At 70.7% G+C, this 19,470-nt stretch carries 19 protein-coding genes; 16 read left to right on the forward strand and 3 right to left on the reverse strand.

The genetic code is table 11. The features are described from left to right. The first annotated feature begins 373 nt into the window (after positions 1-373). The 3 genes from UA74_RS01455 (at position 374) to UA74_RS01465 (ending at position 3,662) form a co-directional block, all read left to right on the forward strand. Entirely contained in the window at positions 374-1,156 is a 783-nt protein-coding gene (locus UA74_RS01455) for a S1 family peptidase (protein ID WP_083682844.1), read from the forward strand. A 161-nt stretch (positions 1,157-1,317) separates the two neighbouring features. Then, entirely contained in the window at positions 1,318-1,860 is a 543-nt protein-coding gene (locus UA74_RS01460; protein ID WP_075738199.1) for a MarR family winged helix-turn-helix transcriptional regulator, read from the forward strand. Continuing rightward, on the forward strand, positions 1,860-3,662 hold the full coding sequence (locus UA74_RS01465) for an MDR family MFS transporter (RefSeq protein WP_075738201.1): 1,803 nt from the start codon (positions 1,860-1,862) through the stop codon (positions 3,660-3,662). Before UA74_RS01460 ends, UA74_RS01465 begins: the two co-directional genes overlap by 1 nt. A gap of 93 nt (positions 3,663-3,755) precedes the next feature. On the opposite strand, the gene UA74_RS01470 is transcribed toward UA74_RS01465, so the two are convergent. Together UA74_RS01470 and UA74_RS32635 are read right to left on the reverse strand one after the other, a co-directional pair. Continuing rightward, on the reverse strand, positions 3,756-4,274 hold the full coding sequence (locus tag UA74_RS01470) for an inorganic diphosphatase (protein ID WP_075738203.1): 519 nt from the start codon (positions 4,272-4,274) through the stop codon (positions 3,756-3,758). A gap of 659 nt (positions 4,275-4,933) precedes the next feature. After that, a complete protein-coding gene (locus UA74_RS32635; protein WP_075763714.1) occupies positions 4,934-5,191 on the reverse strand; it encodes a hypothetical protein in 258 nt (85 codons plus the stop codon). Positions 5,192-5,266: 75 nt separating this feature from the next. Here UA74_RS32635 and dacB point away from each other — a divergent pair, with 75 nt between their 5' ends. Together dacB and UA74_RS01485 are read left to right on the forward strand one after the other, a co-directional pair. Next, positions 5,267-6,958: a D-alanyl-D-alanine carboxypeptidase/D-alanyl-D-alanine endopeptidase gene (dacB, locus tag UA74_RS01480; RefSeq protein WP_075738207.1), complete on the forward strand. Its 1,692-nt coding sequence runs from the start codon at positions 5,267-5,269 to the stop codon at positions 6,956-6,958. 42 nt (positions 6,959-7,000) lie between these two features. Then, on the forward strand, positions 7,001-8,062 hold the full coding sequence (locus UA74_RS01485; protein ID WP_075743289.1) for a zinc-dependent metalloprotease: 1,062 nt from the start codon (positions 7,001-7,003) through the stop codon (positions 8,060-8,062). 149 nt (positions 8,063-8,211) lie between these two features. Here UA74_RS01485 and UA74_RS01490 read toward each other — a convergent pair whose 3' ends face one another. Further along, entirely contained in the window at positions 8,212-8,505 is a 294-nt protein-coding gene (locus UA74_RS01490) for a hypothetical protein (RefSeq protein ID WP_075738209.1), read from the reverse strand. A 210-nt stretch (positions 8,506-8,715) separates the two neighbouring features. Between UA74_RS01490 and UA74_RS01495 the strand changes: the two genes are divergently transcribed. From UA74_RS01495 to UA74_RS01545, 11 genes are all read left to right on the forward strand, one after another. After that, on the forward strand, positions 8,716-9,585 hold the full coding sequence (locus UA74_RS01495; RefSeq protein WP_075738211.1) for a helix-turn-helix domain-containing protein: 870 nt from the start codon (positions 8,716-8,718) through the stop codon (positions 9,583-9,585). After that, positions 9,582-9,767: a DUF397 domain-containing protein gene (locus UA74_RS01500; protein WP_075738213.1), complete on the forward strand. Its 186-nt coding sequence runs from the start codon at positions 9,582-9,584 to the stop codon at positions 9,765-9,767. The genes UA74_RS01495 and UA74_RS01500 overlap by 4 nt, the downstream gene beginning before the upstream one ends. 55 nt (positions 9,768-9,822) lie before the next feature. After that, positions 9,823-10,983 carry a tRNA lysidine(34) synthetase TilS gene (gene tilS, locus UA74_RS01505; RefSeq protein WP_083682848.1) on the forward strand — a complete coding sequence of 387 codons (1,161 nt, stop codon included), beginning with the start codon at positions 9,823-9,825 and terminating at the stop codon, positions 10,981-10,983. A 17-nt stretch (positions 10,984-11,000) separates the two neighbouring features. After that, positions 11,001-11,555, forward strand: a complete 555-nt coding sequence (gene hpt / locus UA74_RS01510) for a hypoxanthine phosphoribosyltransferase (RefSeq protein WP_075738215.1) — start codon at positions 11,001-11,003, stop codon at positions 11,553-11,555. Between the two features lie 312 nt (positions 11,556-11,867). Then, positions 11,868-14,297 (forward strand): ATP-dependent zinc metalloprotease FtsH, encoded by a 2,430-nt coding sequence (gene ftsH, locus UA74_RS01515; RefSeq protein ID WP_075738217.1) that lies wholly within the window; start codon positions 11,868-11,870, stop codon positions 14,295-14,297. 22 nt (positions 14,298-14,319) lie between these two features. Beyond that, positions 14,320-14,949 carry a GTP cyclohydrolase I FolE gene (gene folE / locus UA74_RS01520; RefSeq protein ID WP_075743291.1) on the forward strand — a complete coding sequence of 210 codons (630 nt, stop codon included), beginning with the start codon at positions 14,320-14,322 and terminating at the stop codon, positions 14,947-14,949. 41 nt (positions 14,950-14,990) lie between these two features. Continuing rightward, on the forward strand, positions 14,991-15,794 hold the full coding sequence (folP, locus tag UA74_RS01525) for a dihydropteroate synthase (RefSeq protein ID WP_075743292.1): 804 nt from the start codon (positions 14,991-14,993) through the stop codon (positions 15,792-15,794). Further along, positions 15,791-16,174, forward strand: coding sequence for a dihydroneopterin aldolase (gene folB / locus UA74_RS01530; protein ID WP_075738219.1), 384 nt, complete (start codon positions 15,791-15,793; stop codon positions 16,172-16,174). The genes folP and folB overlap by 4 nt, the downstream gene beginning before the upstream one ends. Next, on the forward strand, positions 16,174-16,674 hold the full coding sequence (gene folK / locus UA74_RS01535; protein ID WP_075738221.1) for a 2-amino-4-hydroxy-6-hydroxymethyldihydropteridine diphosphokinase: 501 nt from the start codon (positions 16,174-16,176) through the stop codon (positions 16,672-16,674). Before folB ends, folK begins: the two co-directional genes overlap by 1 nt. Positions 16,675-16,710: 36 nt before the next feature. Then, complete coding sequence (locus tag UA74_RS01540; protein ID WP_075738223.1) at positions 16,711-17,196, forward strand: DUF3180 domain-containing protein; 486 nt, start codon at positions 16,711-16,713, stop codon at positions 17,194-17,196. Between the two features lie 412 nt (positions 17,197-17,608). Next, on the forward strand, positions 17,609-18,988 hold the full coding sequence (locus tag UA74_RS01545) for a DUF6779 domain-containing protein (protein WP_075763716.1): 1,380 nt from the start codon (positions 17,609-17,611) through the stop codon (positions 18,986-18,988). Positions 18,989-19,470 lie beyond the last annotated feature (482 nt).

Genomic DNA, 19,470 nt, shown 5'->3' on the forward strand with positions numbered 1-19,470 from the left:
ATCTGATCGAGATTCCGGCCGTGCGCGAGAATTCGTGAGCCTGACGGTACTTCTCGGTGTCGGCGAGTGACCGTGCGAGTACCGTCCGCCATCCTCTTCGTATCTCCTGTGGCGATCGACACCCGTGCCGTTCTCGGCCGAGAACAGATCGACGTCGCCACCTCGTTCTGGTGCACGTCTCGAACCGGTGCGGCGGCGGTCCCGACGTTGCGCGGCTGGTCACCGGCAGGCGCCGTCGCCTCACTTGTCCTCGGATGGTGGCGACTCCTTCACCGATTCGAGTGATTTCCACGGCGTGTCGAAGGTCCTTCCGCGTGTTGCTGCGCAAGATCAGCGGGTCACCGAGGGAAACGCCGTGCAGAGGAGTCGAACGATGCGGATGCCGCGAATTCTGGGCGCCGTGCTGGCCGCAGTGGTCATGCTCAGCGCTGCCTTGGCGGGCGCGGGCGGCGCGACGGCGGCGTCTCGGACGGCCCCGAGGATCGTGGGCGGCGTTCAGTCGGCGGAGAACCAGTCCTTCATGGTCTCGATCCAACGGCCCGCCGAGGGACGCGAGCACTGGTGCGGCGGCGCGCTGGTCGATCCGCGCTGGGTGGTCACCACGGCGCACTGCCTTCAGGGCGACCTCGGCTCCTACACGGCACGGATCGGTTCCAACGATCGGAGTGCGGGCGGCGAGTACCTGCGGGTGGTGGAGATGGTCGCCCATCCCGACTGGGACGGGCTGCACGGCGACATCGCCCTGATGCGGCTGGAACGCGCCGCCTCGGCCAGGCCGATCGCCGTCGCCACGTCCTCGCCGAAGCACGGCGACGCCATCCGGCTGCTCGGCTGGGGCAAGACGTGCAACACCTACGAGTGCTCGTGGGAGTACCCGAGGATGCTGCGCGAGCTGGACCGGACCGTCACCTTCGACGCCATGTGCTCGCGGGCCACGATTCACAGCGGCACCGAGTTGTGCATGGACGTGACGAACCAGGCCACCTCCTGCTACGGCGACTCCGGCGGTCCCGCAGTGGAACGGCAGCCCCTCGGCGGCTGGTCGCTCGTCGGGCTGGACAGCCGAGGCGGGACCTCGGTCTGCGGTGAACTGGGCCTGATCTACACCGACGCGACGGCGTACCAGAGCTGGATCAGGAGTACCGTCACAGGCTGAGGTCCGGCCGTTTCGGCCCGCCTCATGTCGCTCGTCGTAGCGCGCTGTCCACTCGCCGCAGTGAGAGCGGCGTCATACCTGATTCGGTTGAAGTCACGACTCTACTGAGCGGAAGCTTGCGTCATACAACTAGTTGGATGACGCAAGCAACAGGAGAGTCCATGGACACCGCTGCCGCCTCCGTGCCGCGGGCTGCCGACGCCGGGGTCGACTCGACGGGAGTCGACGCGGTGGAGGTCGTCGGGCAGGCCATCACCCGCGTGGTCCGGATGTCCAACTGCGTGTTGGCGCAGACCGGACGGTTCGGCGCGCCGCCCGGCTGGGAGAAGGCCACCTACCTGGTCCTCTTTCATCTGGAGGGCGGTCCGCGCCGATCGGGTGCCGTGGCCGAGGCGCTGTTCCTCGATCCGTCCACCATCAGCAGGCAGGTCGCCACGCTGGTGAAAGCTGGGCTGGTCGAGCGCAGCGCCGATCCGGAGGACGGCCGAGCCAGTCTCTTGACGATCACGGAGCAGGGGCGGTCGGTGCTCGAGCTGCACCGTGCCGTGCGTCGGGACCTTCTCGATCGGATGATCACGGACTGGCCGTCGGGGGACCGGCATGAGCTGGCTCGCCTGTTGACGCGACTCGCGGACACCTTGGAGACGCGGCTGCCCGCGTACGTCGAGTCCGTCATCCAGGCTCGTCATGAAGGGGAATCCTGATGTCAGAGGCACTCGCCCCGCCGGGGCAGGCCGCCAAGTCCGGTGACGGGGGGCTCACGCACCGGCAGATTCTCACCGTGCTGTCCGGGCTGATGATGGGCATGTTCCTGGCCGCCCTCGATCAGACCATCGTCGCCTCGGCCATGCGCGTGATCGCCGACGAGCTGCACGGACAGACGGCGCAGGCCTGGGCCACCACGGCTTACCTGATCACGGCGACGATCACGACGCCGCTCTACGGCAAGCTGTCCGACATCTACGGGCGTAAGCCGCTCTACCTGACCGCCATCGGGCTGTTCCTCATCGGCTCGGTGCTGTGCGGCCTGGCGCAGTCGATCTACGAGCTGGCCGCGTATCGCGCCGTGCAGGGGCTCGGTGCAGGCGGTCTGATGTCGCTTGCGATGACGATCATCGCCGACATGGTCGCGCCGAGGCAGCGGGCGCGCTACCAGGGCTACATCCTCGCCGTCTTCGGCGTGTCCAGCGTTCTCGGCCCGGTGGTCGGCGGCTTCTTCGCCGGTCAGGAGAGCCTGTTGGGCATCGCGGGCTGGCGGTGGGTGTTCCTGGTGAACGTCCCGGTCGCCCTCATCGCGCTGGTGGTGGTGGCCAAGGTGCTGAACCTGCCGCACAACCGGGTCGACCATCGCATCGACTACTGGGGCGCCGCCGCGCTGGTCCTCGCGCTGGTGCCGTTGCTGATCGTGGCCGAGCAGGGCCGCGAATGGGGCTGGGGAGCGGGCATCTCGCTGCTCATGTACGTGATCGGCGCCGTCGGCATCGTGGCGTTCGTGCTGGTGGAACGGCGGATGGGCGACGAGGCGCTGCTGCCGCCGAGACTGTTCCGCAGCGGCACCTTCCGACTCGGCAACCTGCTGAGCTTCGTCGTCGGCGTCGGGATGTTCGGCGGCATGGTCTCGCTGCCGTTGTATCTCCAGATCGTCAAGGGCCAGTCGCCGACCGACGCCGGGCTGCTGATGCTGCCGCTGACCTTCGGCATCATGACCGCCACGCTGGTGGTGGGCAGGTTGATCGCCAGGACGGGGAAGATCAAGATGTTCCCGGTGCTGGGCGCCGGAGTGATGGCCACGGCCCTGCTGTTGTTCGCCACCATCGACGCCGACACCTCGCTGGTCCTGCTCGGCGCGCTGATGGTCCTCTTCGGCGTCGGCCTCGGGCTGTCGATGCAGACCTTGACGCTGCTGGTGCAGAACGACGCGCCGCCTGCGGACAACGGTTCCGCGACCGCGGCGGTGACCTTCTTCCGGCAGACCGGCGGTACGGCGGGGACGGCGATCTTCCTGTCGATCCTGTTCTCGGTGCTGGCGAGTCGGATCGCCGACGCGTTCACCTCGTCGGTGAACGATCCCGCGTTCAACGCTGCGCTGCGCGACCCGCAGGTGCTCAGCGATCCGGCGAATCAGGAGTTCATTCAGAGCGTCCAGGGCGGGGGGACCGCGCTGGACCTGAACGACACCTCGTTCCTGGGCACCATCGACCCGAGGCTGGCCGCCCCGGTGCTCGACGGGTTCGCGAGCGCGATGAGCACGGTCTTCCTGGTCGGCGGCCTGGTGATGCTCGCCGCGTTCCTGCTCAGCTGGTTCGTGCCGGACGTCGAACTCGGCAACCAGTCGGGCATTCAGCGCATTCAGGCGGAGCGGGCCGAGGCCGAGCGCGTCGCGAGACAGGCCGATGGCGAGGCCGGGCCGGCCGAGACGGGCGAGGGGTCGGACCGGGCCGGCCGGGGCGAGCGGGCGTCGGCGTCGGCGGGCGGCGGCGGCCGAGGCAGGGCAGCCGAGGGCTGAGGCACTCGGCGGCGGGACACCCGCCTGCAGGCGAGCAGCGCTACGACGGCGGCCCCCGAGTTCCTTCGGGGGCCGCCGTCGTGCTCGCCAGCGTCAGAGCTTGGGTGCCTCGTGCTTGCCCTCGTAGTAGCCGGTGTCGAGCGCCCGCTGGTAGGAGCGTTTGATCTCCAGCTCCGCCTCGGTCCGGCCCACCCAGGTGGCGCCTTCGACGCTCTTGCCCGGCTCGAGCTCCTTGTAGACGGTGAAGAAGTGCTGGATCTCCATCCGGTAGAACTCCGCGAGATGATGGATGTCGCGGAGGTGCTCCGATCGGGGGTCGTCAGCGGGGACGCACAGCACCTTGTCGTCGCCGCCCTTCTCATCCCGCATACGGAACATGCCGATGGCACGGGATCGGATCAGGCAGCCGGGGAACGTCGGCTCCTGGACGATGACCATCGCGTCGAGCGGGTCGCCGTCCTCGCCGAGCGTCTGCTCGACGAAGCCGTAGTCGGCGGGATACTGAGTCGCGGTGAAGAGCGTCCGATCGAGGCGGATCCGTCCGGTCTCGTGGTCCATCTCGTACTTGTTCCGCGCCCCTTTGGGGATCTCGATGGTGACGTCGAACTCCACTCGGTTCCTCGCAATGTCATCGCTGGCTTGCATCGACCTGGGTTGCATGGACATCGTGTGATCCACAGTTGTCGGGCCTGCGGTCACCCCAGGCCCTTAGTCTGAAGGACGAGACCCGACGGAGTCGCATCGAGAGCCCTCGTCGGGCATGTGAAATCCATCCCCATACTCGCCGTGGCAACACCAGACTGACGGTCATAGGAGGTCGCGTGTCCGAATCCGGACACCCCCCGCAGCACGGGCCAGCCACACCTCGGCGCAGTGAGCCGCAGGGAGCGCCTGAGCAGGCCGGGGCATCGCACCCGCCGTCTTCGCCGAGAAGCGAGGGGTCGTCTCCGCAGCCGCAGGCGCCGACTGATGGTCAGACGAGACGGCCGTCACCGGCGGGCCAGGCCCGGCAGCGCCCAGGTCAGTCGGGCCAGCCTGGTCAGTCGGGCCAGCCCGGCCAGTCGGGGCAGCCCGGCCAGTCGGGGCAGGTACGGCAGGATTCGGTGCGTACGGGACGACCTCCGCAGGCGCGTCCTGCCTCGACCCCCGGGGCCGCATCGGAGGCCGCGCCGAGCGCGAGCAGGCCGGAGGCTGCTCGACAGGCTCCCCTCCGCACGGGAGCGTCGACCGACGCGGCAGGCTCCAGTCGTCAGCCGGATCAGGCGGGTCGATCAGGACAGCCGGAGCGGATGTTCGGCAGTCTCGCCACGCCGGACGCGGCCGGTCCTCCCGGCACGCGGCCCGCCCCGCCCGGCGAGCAGCGGTCCGGACCGCGCAGGCCGCCGCCCGTGCCGCAGGCTGCTGCGCACCGTCCGCAGGACTACCAGCACCGTCCGCAGGACCATCAGCAGCGAGGGCCGGACGGTCCGCAGCGGCCTGCCGGGCCTGGGCCCGCCCCGACCGCACCGCCACAGCGTCAGCCGCCGCATCGGGGACCCGCACCCCGGCTCGGCCCGCCGCCTCAGGCACGGCCGCCGCAGCGGGGGAACGCGGGACAGACCAGCATGGCAGGCACCCTCGGCGTCGAGAGCGCCGTGCCGCGAGACCAGCCTGCCGACGCAGCGGGCCAGGCCACCACCGTGGCGCTGCGCAAGCCGGGAACCGAGCTGCCGGGGGAGTCCTCGCCTCGTTCGCACGGCACTCGGTTCGAGCCTGCCGAGGAGCCTGCCGTCCGGCCTGAGCCGGACGACTCCGCGCAGCACGACCTCGGCGGCCCTCCGACGAGTGTTCCCGGCGGCTCGCCCCCAGTTGACTCCCCGCCTGCGGGGCCGGAGAACGAGGACGAGCCCCCACGGCGACGCCGTGGTCTGCTCGTCGGCGCGCTGGTGGCCACCGCCGTGGTGGCGCTGGCGGTGACCTCGGTCTTCACCGTCGATCCCGTCGGCCGGATCTTCGGCCTCGGTGGACCCGCGGTCCTGCCCACCTCGCCCGCACCCGCCCCGATCACCCCACAGCTCGTGCTGCACGGGGTGGACCCGGCGGCCGCAGGACCCACCGAGGAGGGCCTCTCCGCAGCGCTCGCTCCGGTGGTCGGTGCGGCCGGGGTCGGGACGCTGCACGGTGTCGTGGTCGACCCGGCCTCCGGCCAGTCCCTGTGGTCCGCCTCGCCCACGGAGCCTGCCGTCCCCGCGTCGACCACGAAGATCCTCACCTCGGCGGCGGTCCTGCTGGCGTTGCCCGCCGACCACACCTTCGACACGACCGTCGTCGCGGGTGCCGAGCCGGGGACGGTGATCCTCGTCGGCGGCGGCGACTTCGCACTGACCGCGACGCCGGAGGGCACCACCACGCTCTACTCTCCGGAGCCCGCTCGCATCGCCGACCTGGCGGCTCAGGTGCTGGAGAACTCCGGCGGGGAGCCGATCACCGAGGTGCTGGTGGACGTCAGCCGATACTCCGGTCCGGCCCGAGCCACCGGCTGGGACGACTCGGACGCGCCGTCGACCTACGGCGGCTTCGTCGAGCCGCTAATGCTGGACGGCGGCCGGTCCGATCCGCTGGTCGAGCCGTCCGTGCGGCTCAGCACGCCTGCCAGTGCCGCAGGCCAGGCGCTGGCCGACGAGCTGGGTGGGGCGACCGTCTCGGTGGCCGAGGAGCCCGCCGCAGCCGAGGCCGCCGTGCTGGGGGAGGTCCAGTCCCCGCCGCTGGTCGACCTCGTGGAGGCCATGATGTTGGTGTCGGACAACGTCGCGGCCGAGATGCTGGCCAGGGAACTCGCCCTGCACGAGGGCGAGGAGCCCACGTACGAGGGTGCGGCGGCGGCCATCACCACGGTCCTCGGCGAGAACGGCTTCGACGTCTCCCAGCTCTCCCTGTTCGACGCCAGCGGTCTCAGCCGAGACAACCTGATCACTCCGAACCTGCTCGGCGACATCCTCTCCGTCACTGTTCATCCGATCGACGAGTCGGACCAGGCCAGGTCTGCTGCCCTGCGCCCGATGCTGACCGGCCTGCCGGTCGCTGGCGCCAGCGGCACCCTCGCCGATCGCTATCAGACCGGGTCGGCGGCGGGCCGAGGCTGGGTGCAGGCCAAGACGGGCACGCTGAGCAGCGTGAACACCCTGGCCGGAGTGGTGACAGATCAAGAGGGAAAGCTACTGGTCTTCGCCCTGCTCTCCAGCGGGACGAGCGTGCTGGAGGGTCGCCCGGCACTCGACGCGGTCGCCACGGCGCTGCGTGAGTGCGGATGTCGATGAGTGCGATCGTTCGGTAGCGTCGGCACCGTGAAGGCCGAGTCGATGGTGCGGGAGCTGGAAGCAGGGATCGACCGGGTTCCGGTCGCGTGGGGCGTGGCGGCGTCGACCGCTCAGCGTCTGATGCGACCGGGGCCGGTGCTGCCGCTGCCCGAGGCCGAGGCCACGGTGGCCAGACTGCGCGATTTCAGCGTCAGCGCCGAGGCGCACGTCCGGGACGTCACCGGTCTCGGTGCCGGACTGCCGCTGCGCAGCGGCGAGGTCGTCGACCGGCCGGGCTGGGCCCAGGCCGCCGTGGTCGGTCTCGCCGCGCTCATGGACGACGCGATGCCGGCGGACGACTCGGCCGGGGTGCTCGCGGGCGTCGCAGCAGGCACGGCGGGCGTGCAGACCGGCATGGTGCTGGCCTACCTCGGCAGCAGGGTGCTCGGGCAGTACGACCCGTTCGGCGGTGCGGACGGGACCGGCAGGCTGCTGCTGGTGGCCCCGAACGTCGTGGCCGCCCGGCAGGCGCTCAACGTCTCCGCCGAGGACTTCGAGATGTGGGTCTGCCTGCACGAGGCGACGCATCGCCTGCAGTTCACCTCGGTGCCCTGGCTGCGTACGCACTTCGCCGCCGAGGTGGGCGGACTGCTCGGTTCGATGGACGACACCGTCTCGCAGGTCGTGACCCGACTGCCCGAGTTGATCCGATCGGCCCGGCGCCGAGGAGCCGACGGCGAACCCGTGACGCTGATGGAGCTTCTGCAGTCTCCCGACCAGCGCGTTCGCCTGGACCGGCTGATCGCCCTCTCCACCCTGCTGGAGGGCCACGCCGATCACGTCATGGACGCCGCCGGACCGGCGGTCGTGCCGTCGGTGGCCAAGATCCGAACGAGGTTCACGGCCCGGCGCCGGGGCGGCGGACTGCTCGACCGGGTGCTGCGCGTCGCGCTCGGCGTGGACGCGAAGGTCCGGCAGTATGCCGACGGCGCCCAGTTCACCCGGCACGTCGTTGACGAGGTCGGCATGGCGGGCTTCAACGAGGTGTGGCGCTCACCGGAGACGCTGCCGAGCCGGGCCGAGATCAGCGAGCCGAGGACTTGGCTGGACCGGGTGCACGGCTGACGCCGAGCCGTCCGTGCGCGCGATACGGCCGTCGAGCGGATACCGGCGAGGGCGGACTCGCGGGCCGACGTCGTCGACGGTCGGGCCGGTCGGGCCACTGATCGCCCCGGTCCTGTCGACGCGTCCGCCCCGGCCATTCCGACCGCCGATCAGGTCGTTCCTCGGGTCGTGCCGCTCTGGGTGACGCCGGTCGGTGCGGGCGCGGCCGCATCGTCGGTGCCGACGCGGCGTCGTGCTCGATTCGACAGGGTCTCCTCCACGAGCGGCCGGAGCAGGCCGACGAAGTGCAGGAAGGCCTCCTCGGTGAACTCCAGATCGAGCCATGCGCTGTTGGACAGCGAGACGTAGACCTTGCCTGCCACTTCGCTGGTGCAGGTCTCCATGTCGAATCCCTCGGAGATCATGGCCCTGGCGGTCACGTAGGTCGGTTCGCGATCGGTCATGGCTGTTCTCCTCATGATCGTCGATTACGTCCTGCGAGCACCGCCTGTCACGGTGCTGCCAGGACGCCTTGTGGGGATATGTTGCCCACTTGGCAGCCTTAAGGCGAGATTCTCGCCTTAAGGTGGACCTGATCGAGTGAAGTCTTTCGCCAATGCGGAGGCTGTCGGGTTGGGTCGGTGCCGAATTCGTCTAGGCGGGGAGATCGGGCAGTGGGTATCGCGAAGACGACGGTGGAGCGGCGGCAACTAGGGCTGGCCGTCAAGCGGCTCCGCGAGGCGAGCGGCCTGACGCAGCTCGACCTGGCGAAGCTGGTCGGCAAGAGCGTCAACCGCATCAGTCAGGTCGAGACGGGGAAGGGGTCGCTCGCCATACCGGAACTCTCTCGACTGCTCGACGGCCTGAACGTCGATGCGACTGAACGTACGACGCTGCTGGATCTGGGCGCTCAGACACGGCGACGGCAACGTGGGCGGGCCTACACCGACCTGCTGCCAGGGTCCTTCGGGCGGATTTCGGATCTGGAAGCCGACGCCGAGGCAATCCATTCTTATGAAGTGGGGTTCATTCCCGGCCTGCTGCAATCGGCCCAGTATGTCCGTGCGGTGATCGAGAACTGCGACGGCGTCTGGTGGGAGTCGGCGCCTGCCGAGGTCGAACGTCGGGTCGAATTCCGGCTGGAGCAGCAGCGGCGTGTGCTGCACGCTACGAGTGAGAAGAAATTGAACTTCATCGTCACCGAGGACGCTCTCGCTCGGGAGGTCTCGAGCCCTGCGGTGCTTCCTGGGCAGCTGATTCACCTGTTGCACCTGTTGGAACAGCATCAAGGACTCGACATCAGGGTGCTGCCGGATCACTGTCCGGCGAATCCGGCATTCGGCGGCGGCATGATCGTGTTGGAGTTCACGGGCCTGGTGCCCACCATCGGCTTCACATCCACCGTGTACGGGCCGTGTACTTACTACGACGACTCGGCCGACACCTCGGCGATGAGCCGTGCGTTCGAGCGACTCGCGACGCTGGCGTATGACCGCGTGAAATCCAGAGAACTGATCATCGCGAACTTGAAGGAGCGGGGATGAGAGGCGCTGACACCGGCTGGTTCACCAGCACGCGCAGCTCGGGTGCGAGTAACAACTGCGTAGAGGTTCGTCGGCGGAGTGACCGGGTGTTAGTCCGGGACTCCAAGAATCGGTCTGGTGCGGTGTTCGCGTTCGGGCGAGGGGAGTGGGGTGCCTTCCTGTCTCGGTTGAAGCGAGGCTGAGGATGTGCACGGCCGATGTCCCGACCCGTCGCGACCGCAGGGATAGTCACCAGACATGACCGCAGGCACGCCCGAGCCGACCGACTCGCCGCAGGCTGCCGCCGTGGAGTCAGGCCCGGCCGCCGCGACGCCGGACCCGGCTGCCGCAGGCTCCGCCGGGCCGCCCCGGCCCGGCGCGGCGCTCGACGAGGTCCGGGCCGCCGTGCGCAGGCTGCTCGACCGGGCTCCCGAGCAGGCCCGGCTGGCAGGCGTGCTCGGCGTCGCCTGCTCCGGCGGGGCGGACTCGCTCGCGCTGGCGGGGGCGACGGTCCAGGCCGCCCGGCGGTTCGGCCTCGCCGTGCACGGGCTCGTGGTCGATCACCGGCTCCAGCCGGACTCGGCCTCGGTGGCCGCGACCGCGGCCGAGCAGCTCGCCGCCCTCGGCTGCGCGGAGGTCAGCGTGCTCGACGTCACAGTCTCCGGTGCGGGCGGGCCGGAGGCCGCCGCCCGGCGGGCGCGCTATGCGGCGCTGAGCGAGGCGCGCACCCACCCCGATCAACTCGTCCTGCTCGGTCATACCCGGGACGACCAGGCCGAGACGGTGCTCCTCGGGCTCGGGCGGGGCTCCGGCCCGCGCTCCATCGCAGGCATGCGCCCGCTGGACCCTCCGTGGGCCCGTCCGCTGCTGGACTGCGCCCGCGCGACCACCCTGGCCGCCTGCGCGGATCTGGGCGTCCGGCCCTGGGAGGACCCGCACAACACCGAGGCGCGGTTCACGCGGGTCCGGCTGCGCCACGAGGTGCTGCCCCTGCTGGAGGAGGTCCTTCATGGCGGAGTGGCAGGCGCGCTCGCCAGGACCGCCGAGCAGGTGCGGGACGACCTCGCCGCGCTGGACGACTGGGCCGAACGTGCGCTGACGCAGGCGCGTGACGAGTGTCACGTCGATTGGCTGACGGTCGACTCGCTGGATCCGCTGCCCGCCGCCGTCCGGACGAGGGTGCTCCGGTCCTGGCTCCGAGGTCTGGGTGTCCGCGACCTGTCCGCCGGGCAGCTGCGCGCGGTCGACGAGCTGGTCTCCCGGTGGCGCGGCCAGGGCGGTGTGTGGCTGCCCGGCGGGTTGGTGGCCGCGCGAGCGCATGGCAGGCTTGCCCTCCGGACGCCGGATCGACGTCACGGCGGCGATCGGCTTCCGCCTCCGGCCGAACCGCACGGCCCGAGTGCCGCACCGCTTGAGTAGAGAGGGGAAGCCGAGCCGTGTACGACGGCGACATCGCTTCCGTGCTGATCACCGAACAGCAGATCCAGGAGAAGGTCACCGAGCTGGCCGCCGAGTTGGCCGCCGAGTACCAGCGGGAGGACGGGTCCTCCGACCTCCTGCTGGTCGGCGTCCTCAAGGGCGCGGTGATGTTCATGACCGACCTGGCTCGCGCCCTGCCGATCCCCACCCAGCTCGAGTTCATGGCCGTCAGCTCCTACGGCTCCGGCACCTCGTCCTCCGGCGTCGTGCGCATCCTCAAGGACCTCGACCGCGACATCACCGGTCGGGACGTGCTCATCGTCGAGGACATCATCGACTCGGGCCTCACGCTGTCCTGGCTGTTGAAGAACCTCGCGTCCCGGTCGCCTCGGTCGTTGGAGGTGTGCACGCTGCTGCGCAAGCCGGACGCGGTCCAGGTGGACGTCCCCGTGCGCTTCGTCGGCTACGACATCCCCAACGAGTTCGTCGTCGGCTACGGCCTGGACTACGCCGAGCGCTACCGGGACCTGCCCTACGTGGGCACGCTGGAGCCTCGGGTCTACTCCGGCTGAGCGGTCTGCCGCCGGTGGTGGGCTCGGCACAGGCGTGTCGTGGCCGCCTGGCGGCTCGCCTTCGACGTCCCCCGGATGTGACGTGAAGCGCTCATCCGGTGGACGTCGGGAACTTCTCCGGCCGCCCTGCGTTGAGCCACCGTGAGTGAGCAGTGTTCGGGGGGTGTCGGCTCTGCCGGCCTCCCCACCGCTCGACGCAGTTGATGAGGCGCCGGGCGGTACGCTGGTCGGAACGGGGTCCCCGTCACGTCGGCGGGTTGCCCACCCCATGCGTCTGATGGAGGGTCGAGGCCGAAAGGCGGCCGTAGCCGAATGGACCGTAAGCGCCTGCTCCGTAATCCGCTGCTCTGGATCATGGCAGTCCTGCTGCTGTGGCTGGGGCTCAGCGCCCTGTTCGACGACACCCGTGGTTACGAGCAGGTGACGACGTCCACGGCTCTGGAACAGATCACCAGCGGCAATGTCCGCGAGGCCGTGCTGGAGGACCGTGAGCAGCAGCTCCGGTTGACGCTGGAGAACCCGCTCAACGGGAACACCCAGCTCATCAGCCAGTTCCCGGCCCAGGCCACCGATGACTTCACTCAGGCGCTCATCGACGCCGACATTCCCGATGACTGGGACACCACGGTCACCCAGGACTCGCTGCTCTTCCAGGTCCTGATCTACCTGATCCCGCTCGGCCTGCTCCTGCTGCTGCTCATGTGGATGATGAACAACTCCCAGGGCGGCGGCAACCGGGTCATGAACTTCGGCAAGTCCAAGGCCAAGCAGCTCAACAAGGACATGCCGCAGACCAGCTTCTCCGACGTGGCCGGTGCGCAGGAGGCCGTCGACGAGCTGTACGAGATCAAGGACTTCCTCCAGTCGCCGGGCCGATACCAGGCCCTCGGCGCGAAGATCCCCAAGGGCGTGCTGCTCTACGGCCCGCCCGGCACCGGAAAGACGCTGCTCGCCCGCGCCGTCGCAGGCGAGGCGGGCGTGCCGTTCTATTCCATCTCCGGTTCCGACTTCGTCGAGATGTTCGTCGGCGTCGGCGCCTCGCGAGTCCGTGACCTGTTCGAACAGGCCAAGCAGAACGCGCCCTGCATCATCTTCGTCGACGAGATCGACGCGGTGGGCAGGCAGCGCGGCGCGGGCCTCGGTGGCGGGCACGACGAGCGTGAGCAGACGCTGAATCAGCTGCTGGTCGAGATGGACGGTTTCGACTCGCGCGGCGGCATCATCCTGATCGCGGCCACCAACCGGCCGGACATCCTCGACCCGGCACTGCTGCGTCCCGGCCGGTTCGACCGACAGATCCCGGTCGCGGCGCCGGACATGGCGGGCCGAAAGGCGATCCTCCAGGTTCATTCGAAGGGCAAGCCCCTTGACTCCGACGTCGACCTGGTCTCGCTGGCCAAGCGGACGGTCGGGATGTCGGGCGCGGACCTGGCGAACGTGATCAACGAGGCCGCGCTGCTGACCGCCCGGCAGAACGGGCAGCTCATCAACGGGGCGTCGCTCGAGGAGTCGGTCGACCGCGTCATCGGCGGCCCCGCGCGTCGCAGCCGAGTCGTCTCCGAGAAGGAGAAGAAGCTCGTCGCGTACCACGAGGGCGGTCACGCGCTCGCGGCCTGGGCGATGCCCGACCTGGAGCCGGTCTACAAGCTGACGATCCTGCCCCGGGGCCGTACCGGCGGTCATGCCCTCGTCGTCCCGGAGGACGACAAGGAGCTGATGACCCGCTCGGAGATGATCGGCAGGCTGGTGTTCGCCCTCGGCGGACGCTCGGCCGAGGAGCTGGTCTTCCACGAGCCGACCACCGGCGCGTCCTCGGACATCGACCAGGCGACGAAGATCGCCAGGGCGATGGTCACCGAGTACGGCATGAGCGCCCGCCTCGGTGCGGTCAAGTACGGCAAGGACGAGGGCGACCCGTTCCTCGGTCGGTCGATGGGCAGCCAGCCCAACTACTCGCTGGAAGCCGCGCACGAGATCGACAAGGAGGTGCGCGCGCTCATCGAGGCCGCGCACACCGAGGCGTGGGAGATCCTGCGGACCTACCGGGACGTCTTGGACGACCTGGTGCGGGAGCTGCTCGACAAGGAGACCCTCCAGCGCCGTGACCTGGAGCGGATCTTCGCGGGCGTGGAGAAGCGGCCGAGGATCACCGCCTTCAACGACTTCGGCGGCCGGACGCCGTCCGACAAGCCGCCGATCAAGAGCCCTGCGGAGCTGGCGAAAGAGCGCGGCGAGCCGTGGCCGCCGCTGGTCGAGGAGGCGCCGACCCCGGTCGGCTCGGCCGCGGGTGGTGGCGACCTGCCCGGCGGTCCGCCCGGATCGCACCCGGAGGGCAGGCTGCCCGGCGACGGGCACTCCCCGCGTGAGGGACTGCCCCCGCACGACGCGGAGCCGCCTCGGGCCTACCCCGGCGAGCCGGAGCCGGACCCGGCCACTCGGCAGCACCCGGTTCCCTCGGGTGCGGGTGCGCAGGAGATGAACCACAACGGCAGCTCCAACAGCGTCGGTTCCGGCCCGCCGAACTACGGTGCACCGCCCGGATGGACGCCCGCGACCTCGCCGTCCGGCCCGCCGAGCTCATGGACGCCGTCCTGGGAGCGCCAGTCCGGACCCGCCTGGGAGCGTCGGGACGAGTCGGCCCCGAGCAGCGGTCCCGACGGAACGGAACGGATCAGCCGGGACGATCTCAACGCCAGGCCGCCCGCCGACGACGAGGACCGGGGAGACGGTGGTGGTCGCTGACCCCGCCGATGCGGAGGATGCGATGACCGACCTGATCAGCGAGTACGACACGGTCGGTCAGGCGTCCGACTCGTCAGCTCGGCCCGCGTTCGACCGGACGCGGGCCGAGGCGGCGGTCCGCGAACTGCTCCTGGCCTGTGGCGAGGACCCGGACCGCGAGGGGTTGCAGGAGACGCCCGCTCGGGTCGCCAGGGCATACCAGGAGATGTTCGCGGGCCTGTTCACCGATCCCGACGCGGTGCTGGACAAGACCTTCGACGAGGGGCACGACGAGCTGGTGCTCGTCACCGACATCCCCGTCTACAGCTACTGCGAGCACCACCTGCTGCCGTTCCACGGCTCCGCGCACGTCGGGTACATCCCGAACACGGAGGGCCGGGTCACCGGGCTGTCCAAGCTGGCGCGGGTGGTCGACCTGTACGCCAGGCGACCGCAGGTGCAGGAACGGCTCACCTCACAGGTGGCGGACGCGCTGGTGCGCAAGCTCAATCCCCGAGGCGTCATCGTGGTGATGGAGGCGGAGCATCTCTGCATGTCGATGCGCGGAGTGCGCAAGCCCGGCGCGCGGACGACGACCTCGGCCGTCCGGGGCCTGTTGCGCTCCTCGCCGTCCTCGCGTGCCGAGGCCCTCGATCTGATTCGGAGGCATTAGGCGTGCACCGGCTGCTGCCCGACCCCGGTCGCTGCACGGTGATGGGCGTGCTCAACGTGACCCCCGACTCGTTCTCCGACGGAGGCCGATACCTGGACCGGGACGAGGCGGTGGCGCACGGCATCACGATGTTCCACGCGGGCGCCGATCTGGTCGACGTCGGCGGCGAGTCCACTCGGCCCGGCGCCGATCGAGTGCCTGCCGACGTGGAACGAGATCGGGTGGTCCCCGTCATCGCGGAGCTGGTGGCGGCAGGGGTGCCGGTGAGCATCGACACGACCCGATCCGCCGTGGCAGAGGCCGCGGTGGCGGCGGGCGCGATCCTGGTGAACGACGTGTCGGGCGGTCTGGCGGACGATCGGATGGCCAAGGTGGTCGCCGACGCCGACGTGCCCTGGGTCCTGATGCACTGGCGTGGCCACAGCAGGCAGATGCAGGAACTGGCCGTCTACGACGACGTCGTGGTGGAGGTGCGCCGGGAGCTGTCCGCCAGAGTGGACGCCGCGGTGGCCGCCGGCGTCGCCGAGTCGGCACTGGTACTCGATCCCGGTCTTGGATTCGCCAAGACCGGCGTGCACAACTGGCAGCTCCTCGGGGGGCTGGGCGAGTTGCGCTCGCTGGGACTGCCGATCCTGATCGGTGCGTCTCGCAAGCGGTTCCTCGGCGCGGTGCTGGCCGACGACGCAGGCCGTCCTCGGCCCGCCGACGGCCGCGAGGTGGCAGGCGCGGTGATCTCGGGTCTGTCGGCGCGAGCCGGGGCCTGGGGCGTTCGGGTGCACGACGTGGTCAACTCCCTGGACGCGGTGAAGGTGGCCGCCGCGTGGACCGAGGGGAGCAGAGGATGACCGATCGGATCGTTCTGACGGGCCTGCGGGTTCGCGGCAGGCACGGTGTCTTCGAACATGAACGCCGGGACGGCCAGGAGTTCGTCGTGGACGTCACGGTGTGGATCGACACCGCCCGTGCCGCGCAGACCGACGACGTGATCGACACGGTGGACTACGGCCTGCTCGCTCGGCGGGTGGCCGAGATCGTCGGCGGCGAGCCGAGGAACCTGATCGAGACGGTCGCCACCGAGGCCGCCGACTCCGTTCTCGCCGATGCGCGTGTGCACGCCGTCGAGGTGACGGTGCACAAGCCGGAGGCGCCGATCCCGCTGGACTTCGCCGACGTCGCGGTGACCGTGCGTCGGTCGCGGCGGGCGGGCCGGGGGCGGGCGGACTGATGAGCCGCGCGGTGCTCTCGCTCGGCTCCAATCTGGGCGACCGCCTGGCCATGCTGCGGCTCGCGGTGACGGGTTTCGGCGCCTCCGTGCAGGCGGTGTCGCCGGTCTACGAGACCGCGCCGTGGGGTGTGCTGGACCAGCCCGACTTCCTCAACGCGGTGCTGATCGTCGAGGATGCCGACGTCGACGCCTGGGGCTGGTTGCGCCGGGGGCAGGCGCTGGAGTCCGAGGCGGGACGGGTTCGGGAAATCCGGTGGGGGCCCCGCACGCTGGACGTCGACGTGGTGACCGTCGACGGGGTCCGTTCCGAGGACCCCGAGCTGCTGCTGCCGCATCCCGGCACGGCGGACCGGGCGAGCGTTCTGGTGCCGTGGCATGACCTGGAGCCTGCGGCGGTGCTGCCGGGACGGGGGCCGATCACGGCGCTGCTGACGAAGCTGGACACCTCCGGGGTGCGTCGCGTCGAGGCGGGGCTGCCCGGTGCGTCGGAAGTGCTGTGAGCCCGAGGAGCGGACGGCGATGCGAAGGGGGCGCGGATGAAGTTCACCCGGATGCGTGATCTCGCGGCGACCACGATCATCGTGGGGCTGCTGATCAACCTGATCGTGCAGGTCTCGTACGGGTCTTGGCCGCCCCTGCCGCTGTTGGCGGGCAGCCCGCTGCTGGTGCTCGCCGCCGTCGAGACGGCGTTCGGCTTCTCGCTGCGGGCGCGGATCGGGCGCCGCCGGGACGCCCCGCCGGTGGACGCTCTGCTGGCGGCGCGTGCGGTGGCCCTGGCCAAGGCGACCTCGGTGGCGGGCGCGGCCGTGCTGGGCGCCTGGTTGGGCGTCGTGGGGTATCTCGTACCACGGGTGGGCTTCGTGGTCGCCGCAGGCGCCGACATGCAGGCGGCGATGGTGGGTGCGGTCTCGGCTGCGGCGGCGGTCGGGGCGGGTCTGTGGCTCGAGTACTGCTGTCGGACGCCCCAGGACTCCGACGACGATCCAAGGGACGACTGGGGAGACGACCGGAAGAACGGCTAGCGTCGGCATCTCCCGCTGGTCGGGCCCGCCGCCTGCCTGCCTTCGTACTGCCGTGCGCCGCGTCGTCCCACGCCGACGTCGTGGTGCCGCAGGGGGACGTCGTGGTGCCGCAGGGGGACGGCTGCTCGCTCGTGGTGGTCGGCGGCCTCGGTTCTCTCGAGTCTCTCGAGCCTGGCTGTGCGGTCGACCGTGGGCCGCCGAGGCCTGCGATCCGAGGGATCGACGGTGAGCGTCGAAGGCGATGAGCATCGGGATCGTCGTCGGGTCGAGGCGCCTCGTCGGCGCCATCCACATCGGACTCTGCGGTCACCGACCGCGCCACGCCTGCGTTCCGCGCTGGTGGGGTGGGGTGGTGACGATGAGCCCTGGCGAGGAGGTCTCGCTCAGATAACCGACGGGTACCGTATGGGCCATGGTCGGCTTGTCGGATACGGATGGCGAGCGCCGTCGCATCGGCCGAGGAACCATGATCTGGGCGCTCGGAGCGGGTCTCGCGCTCATCGCCACGGTGGTCCTGATCCTCGGCGACGACGAGCGCCTGCTGCGACTCGGTCTGCTGGCCGCACTGTGGACCGCCCTGCTGGGTGCCTTCGCCGCCGCCCGCTACCGCAAGGACGCCAACGCCCGCACGGGCGAGGCCGATCGGCTTCAGCAGATCTACGAGCTCGAACTGGAACGGGAGATCTCCGCACGCCGCGAGTACGAACTCGAGGTGGAGGCGGAGACCCGCCGTCAGGTCGAGGACGAGGTTCGGGACGAGTCCAGGCAGGAACTCGACGCCCTGCGCACCGAACTTCGTACCCTGCGCGAGAACCTGGAGGCCCTGCTCGGCGGTGACGTACTCGTCGAACGCGTCGCGCTGCGCGCGGAGTCGACGCGGCTGCGGTCGTTGTCGGATCAGTCGCGGGTCATCGCCGCCCACGACGAGGAGATCCGCAGCATCACCACCTCCAGTTCGTCCTCGGTGGTCTCGGCGGAGGAGACGCAGATCATCGACGCGCTGGTGACCGTGGACGGCTCCGTCGCGGAGATCAGGTCCGGGGACGGCCGTGGCGCCGGGCAGGCCGGGCGCGGCAGGCCGGGCCGCGCCGAACGCGCGCATCCCGTCGAACAGTGGCGAGCGGGCGCCGGTGCACCGCATCGGGAGGACTCCGGACGCCAGGCCACCCGGCGTCCGTCGCAGCGGACACCGGCGCAGGTTCCGCCCCAGCCGAGGTCGAACCCGCCCCGACCTCCCGAGGTGTCGGAGGAGCCGAGTTCCCGCCCGACGAGGATGACCATCGACGCCGAGCCCGTCGCGCCGCCCAGGCCCGAACGTCGAGATCCGCCGCCCGCACCGGCACGGAAGCCCCCGGCTCCGGGGCGAGACGCACCGTCGCGTTCTCAGCCGCCGCCCGCCGCCCGGCGCGGCCCGCAGCCGCCACCGCCGCCGCAGGAAGCGTCCGGTCGGCCCGCCGCGCGGGGCGGCCCCGCGAAGCGGCCCGCCCGCGAGGAGCCGACTCGCCAGATCAGCAGGCCGCCCCGCCGTACGTCCGGCCCGCCGCCGGTCCCGGCGCCGCCGCCCGAGGTGCTGGACGAGGAGAGCGCCCTCACCGAAATCGGCGGCTGGCAGCCCGAACCCGAGGTGGAGGTGGAGCCTGCCCCCACCGGTCGTCGGGCGGCTCGTAGCAGGCGGGCAGCTCCCGATGCCGATGACGACGCAGGCGCCCACGCCTCCGGTCGATCGGTGAGCGAGCTGTTGGCGGCGTACGGCGAGGACCAGCCGCGTCGACATCGGCGCCGCGCCGAGTAGAGACCACGTCGCGCCCCGGCCGACGCAGACCGTGCTCGGCTCTGTCGTGACGACGCTGCCGTCGGGCGCCACCTCGGCCACCGCCGAGCGGTCGGAACAAGCCACACCGGCAGCGTCGTCGCTGCGCTGGTGCGGCTGCTCTGGGGCAGCCGCGACTGTCGTGCCCGGCCACCGGGACCGTTCTTCGCCGGTCGTCCGGCGCACGGGTCTAGCTGCCTGCTCGTGCTTCTCCGTCGAATCCCTCCTCAGCTCTGTGGCGGGGCTGTGCCGATGGCGAGGGCCGATCGGTGCGGCGCTGCGCCTGCGTCGGCCGCGGGGCAGGCCGATGACCGGCCTGCGGCGGTCCGCCTGCCTGGAGGGCTGGTGCTGCTCGTCATGACGTGCGTCGCGCTGCCGGGGTGGTGCCGGGACAACAGGCGGCCCCGGTGGGATGGCTGCGTGTGGGCCCGGTGGTGATCCTCGGGGGAGCCGCCGAGCACCCC

Origin of the sequence: Actinoalloteichus fjordicus (assembly GCF_001941625.1) — a bacterium.
GTDB classification, from domain to species: Bacteria; Actinomycetota; Actinomycetes; order Mycobacteriales; family Pseudonocardiaceae; genus Actinoalloteichus_A; species Actinoalloteichus_A fjordicus.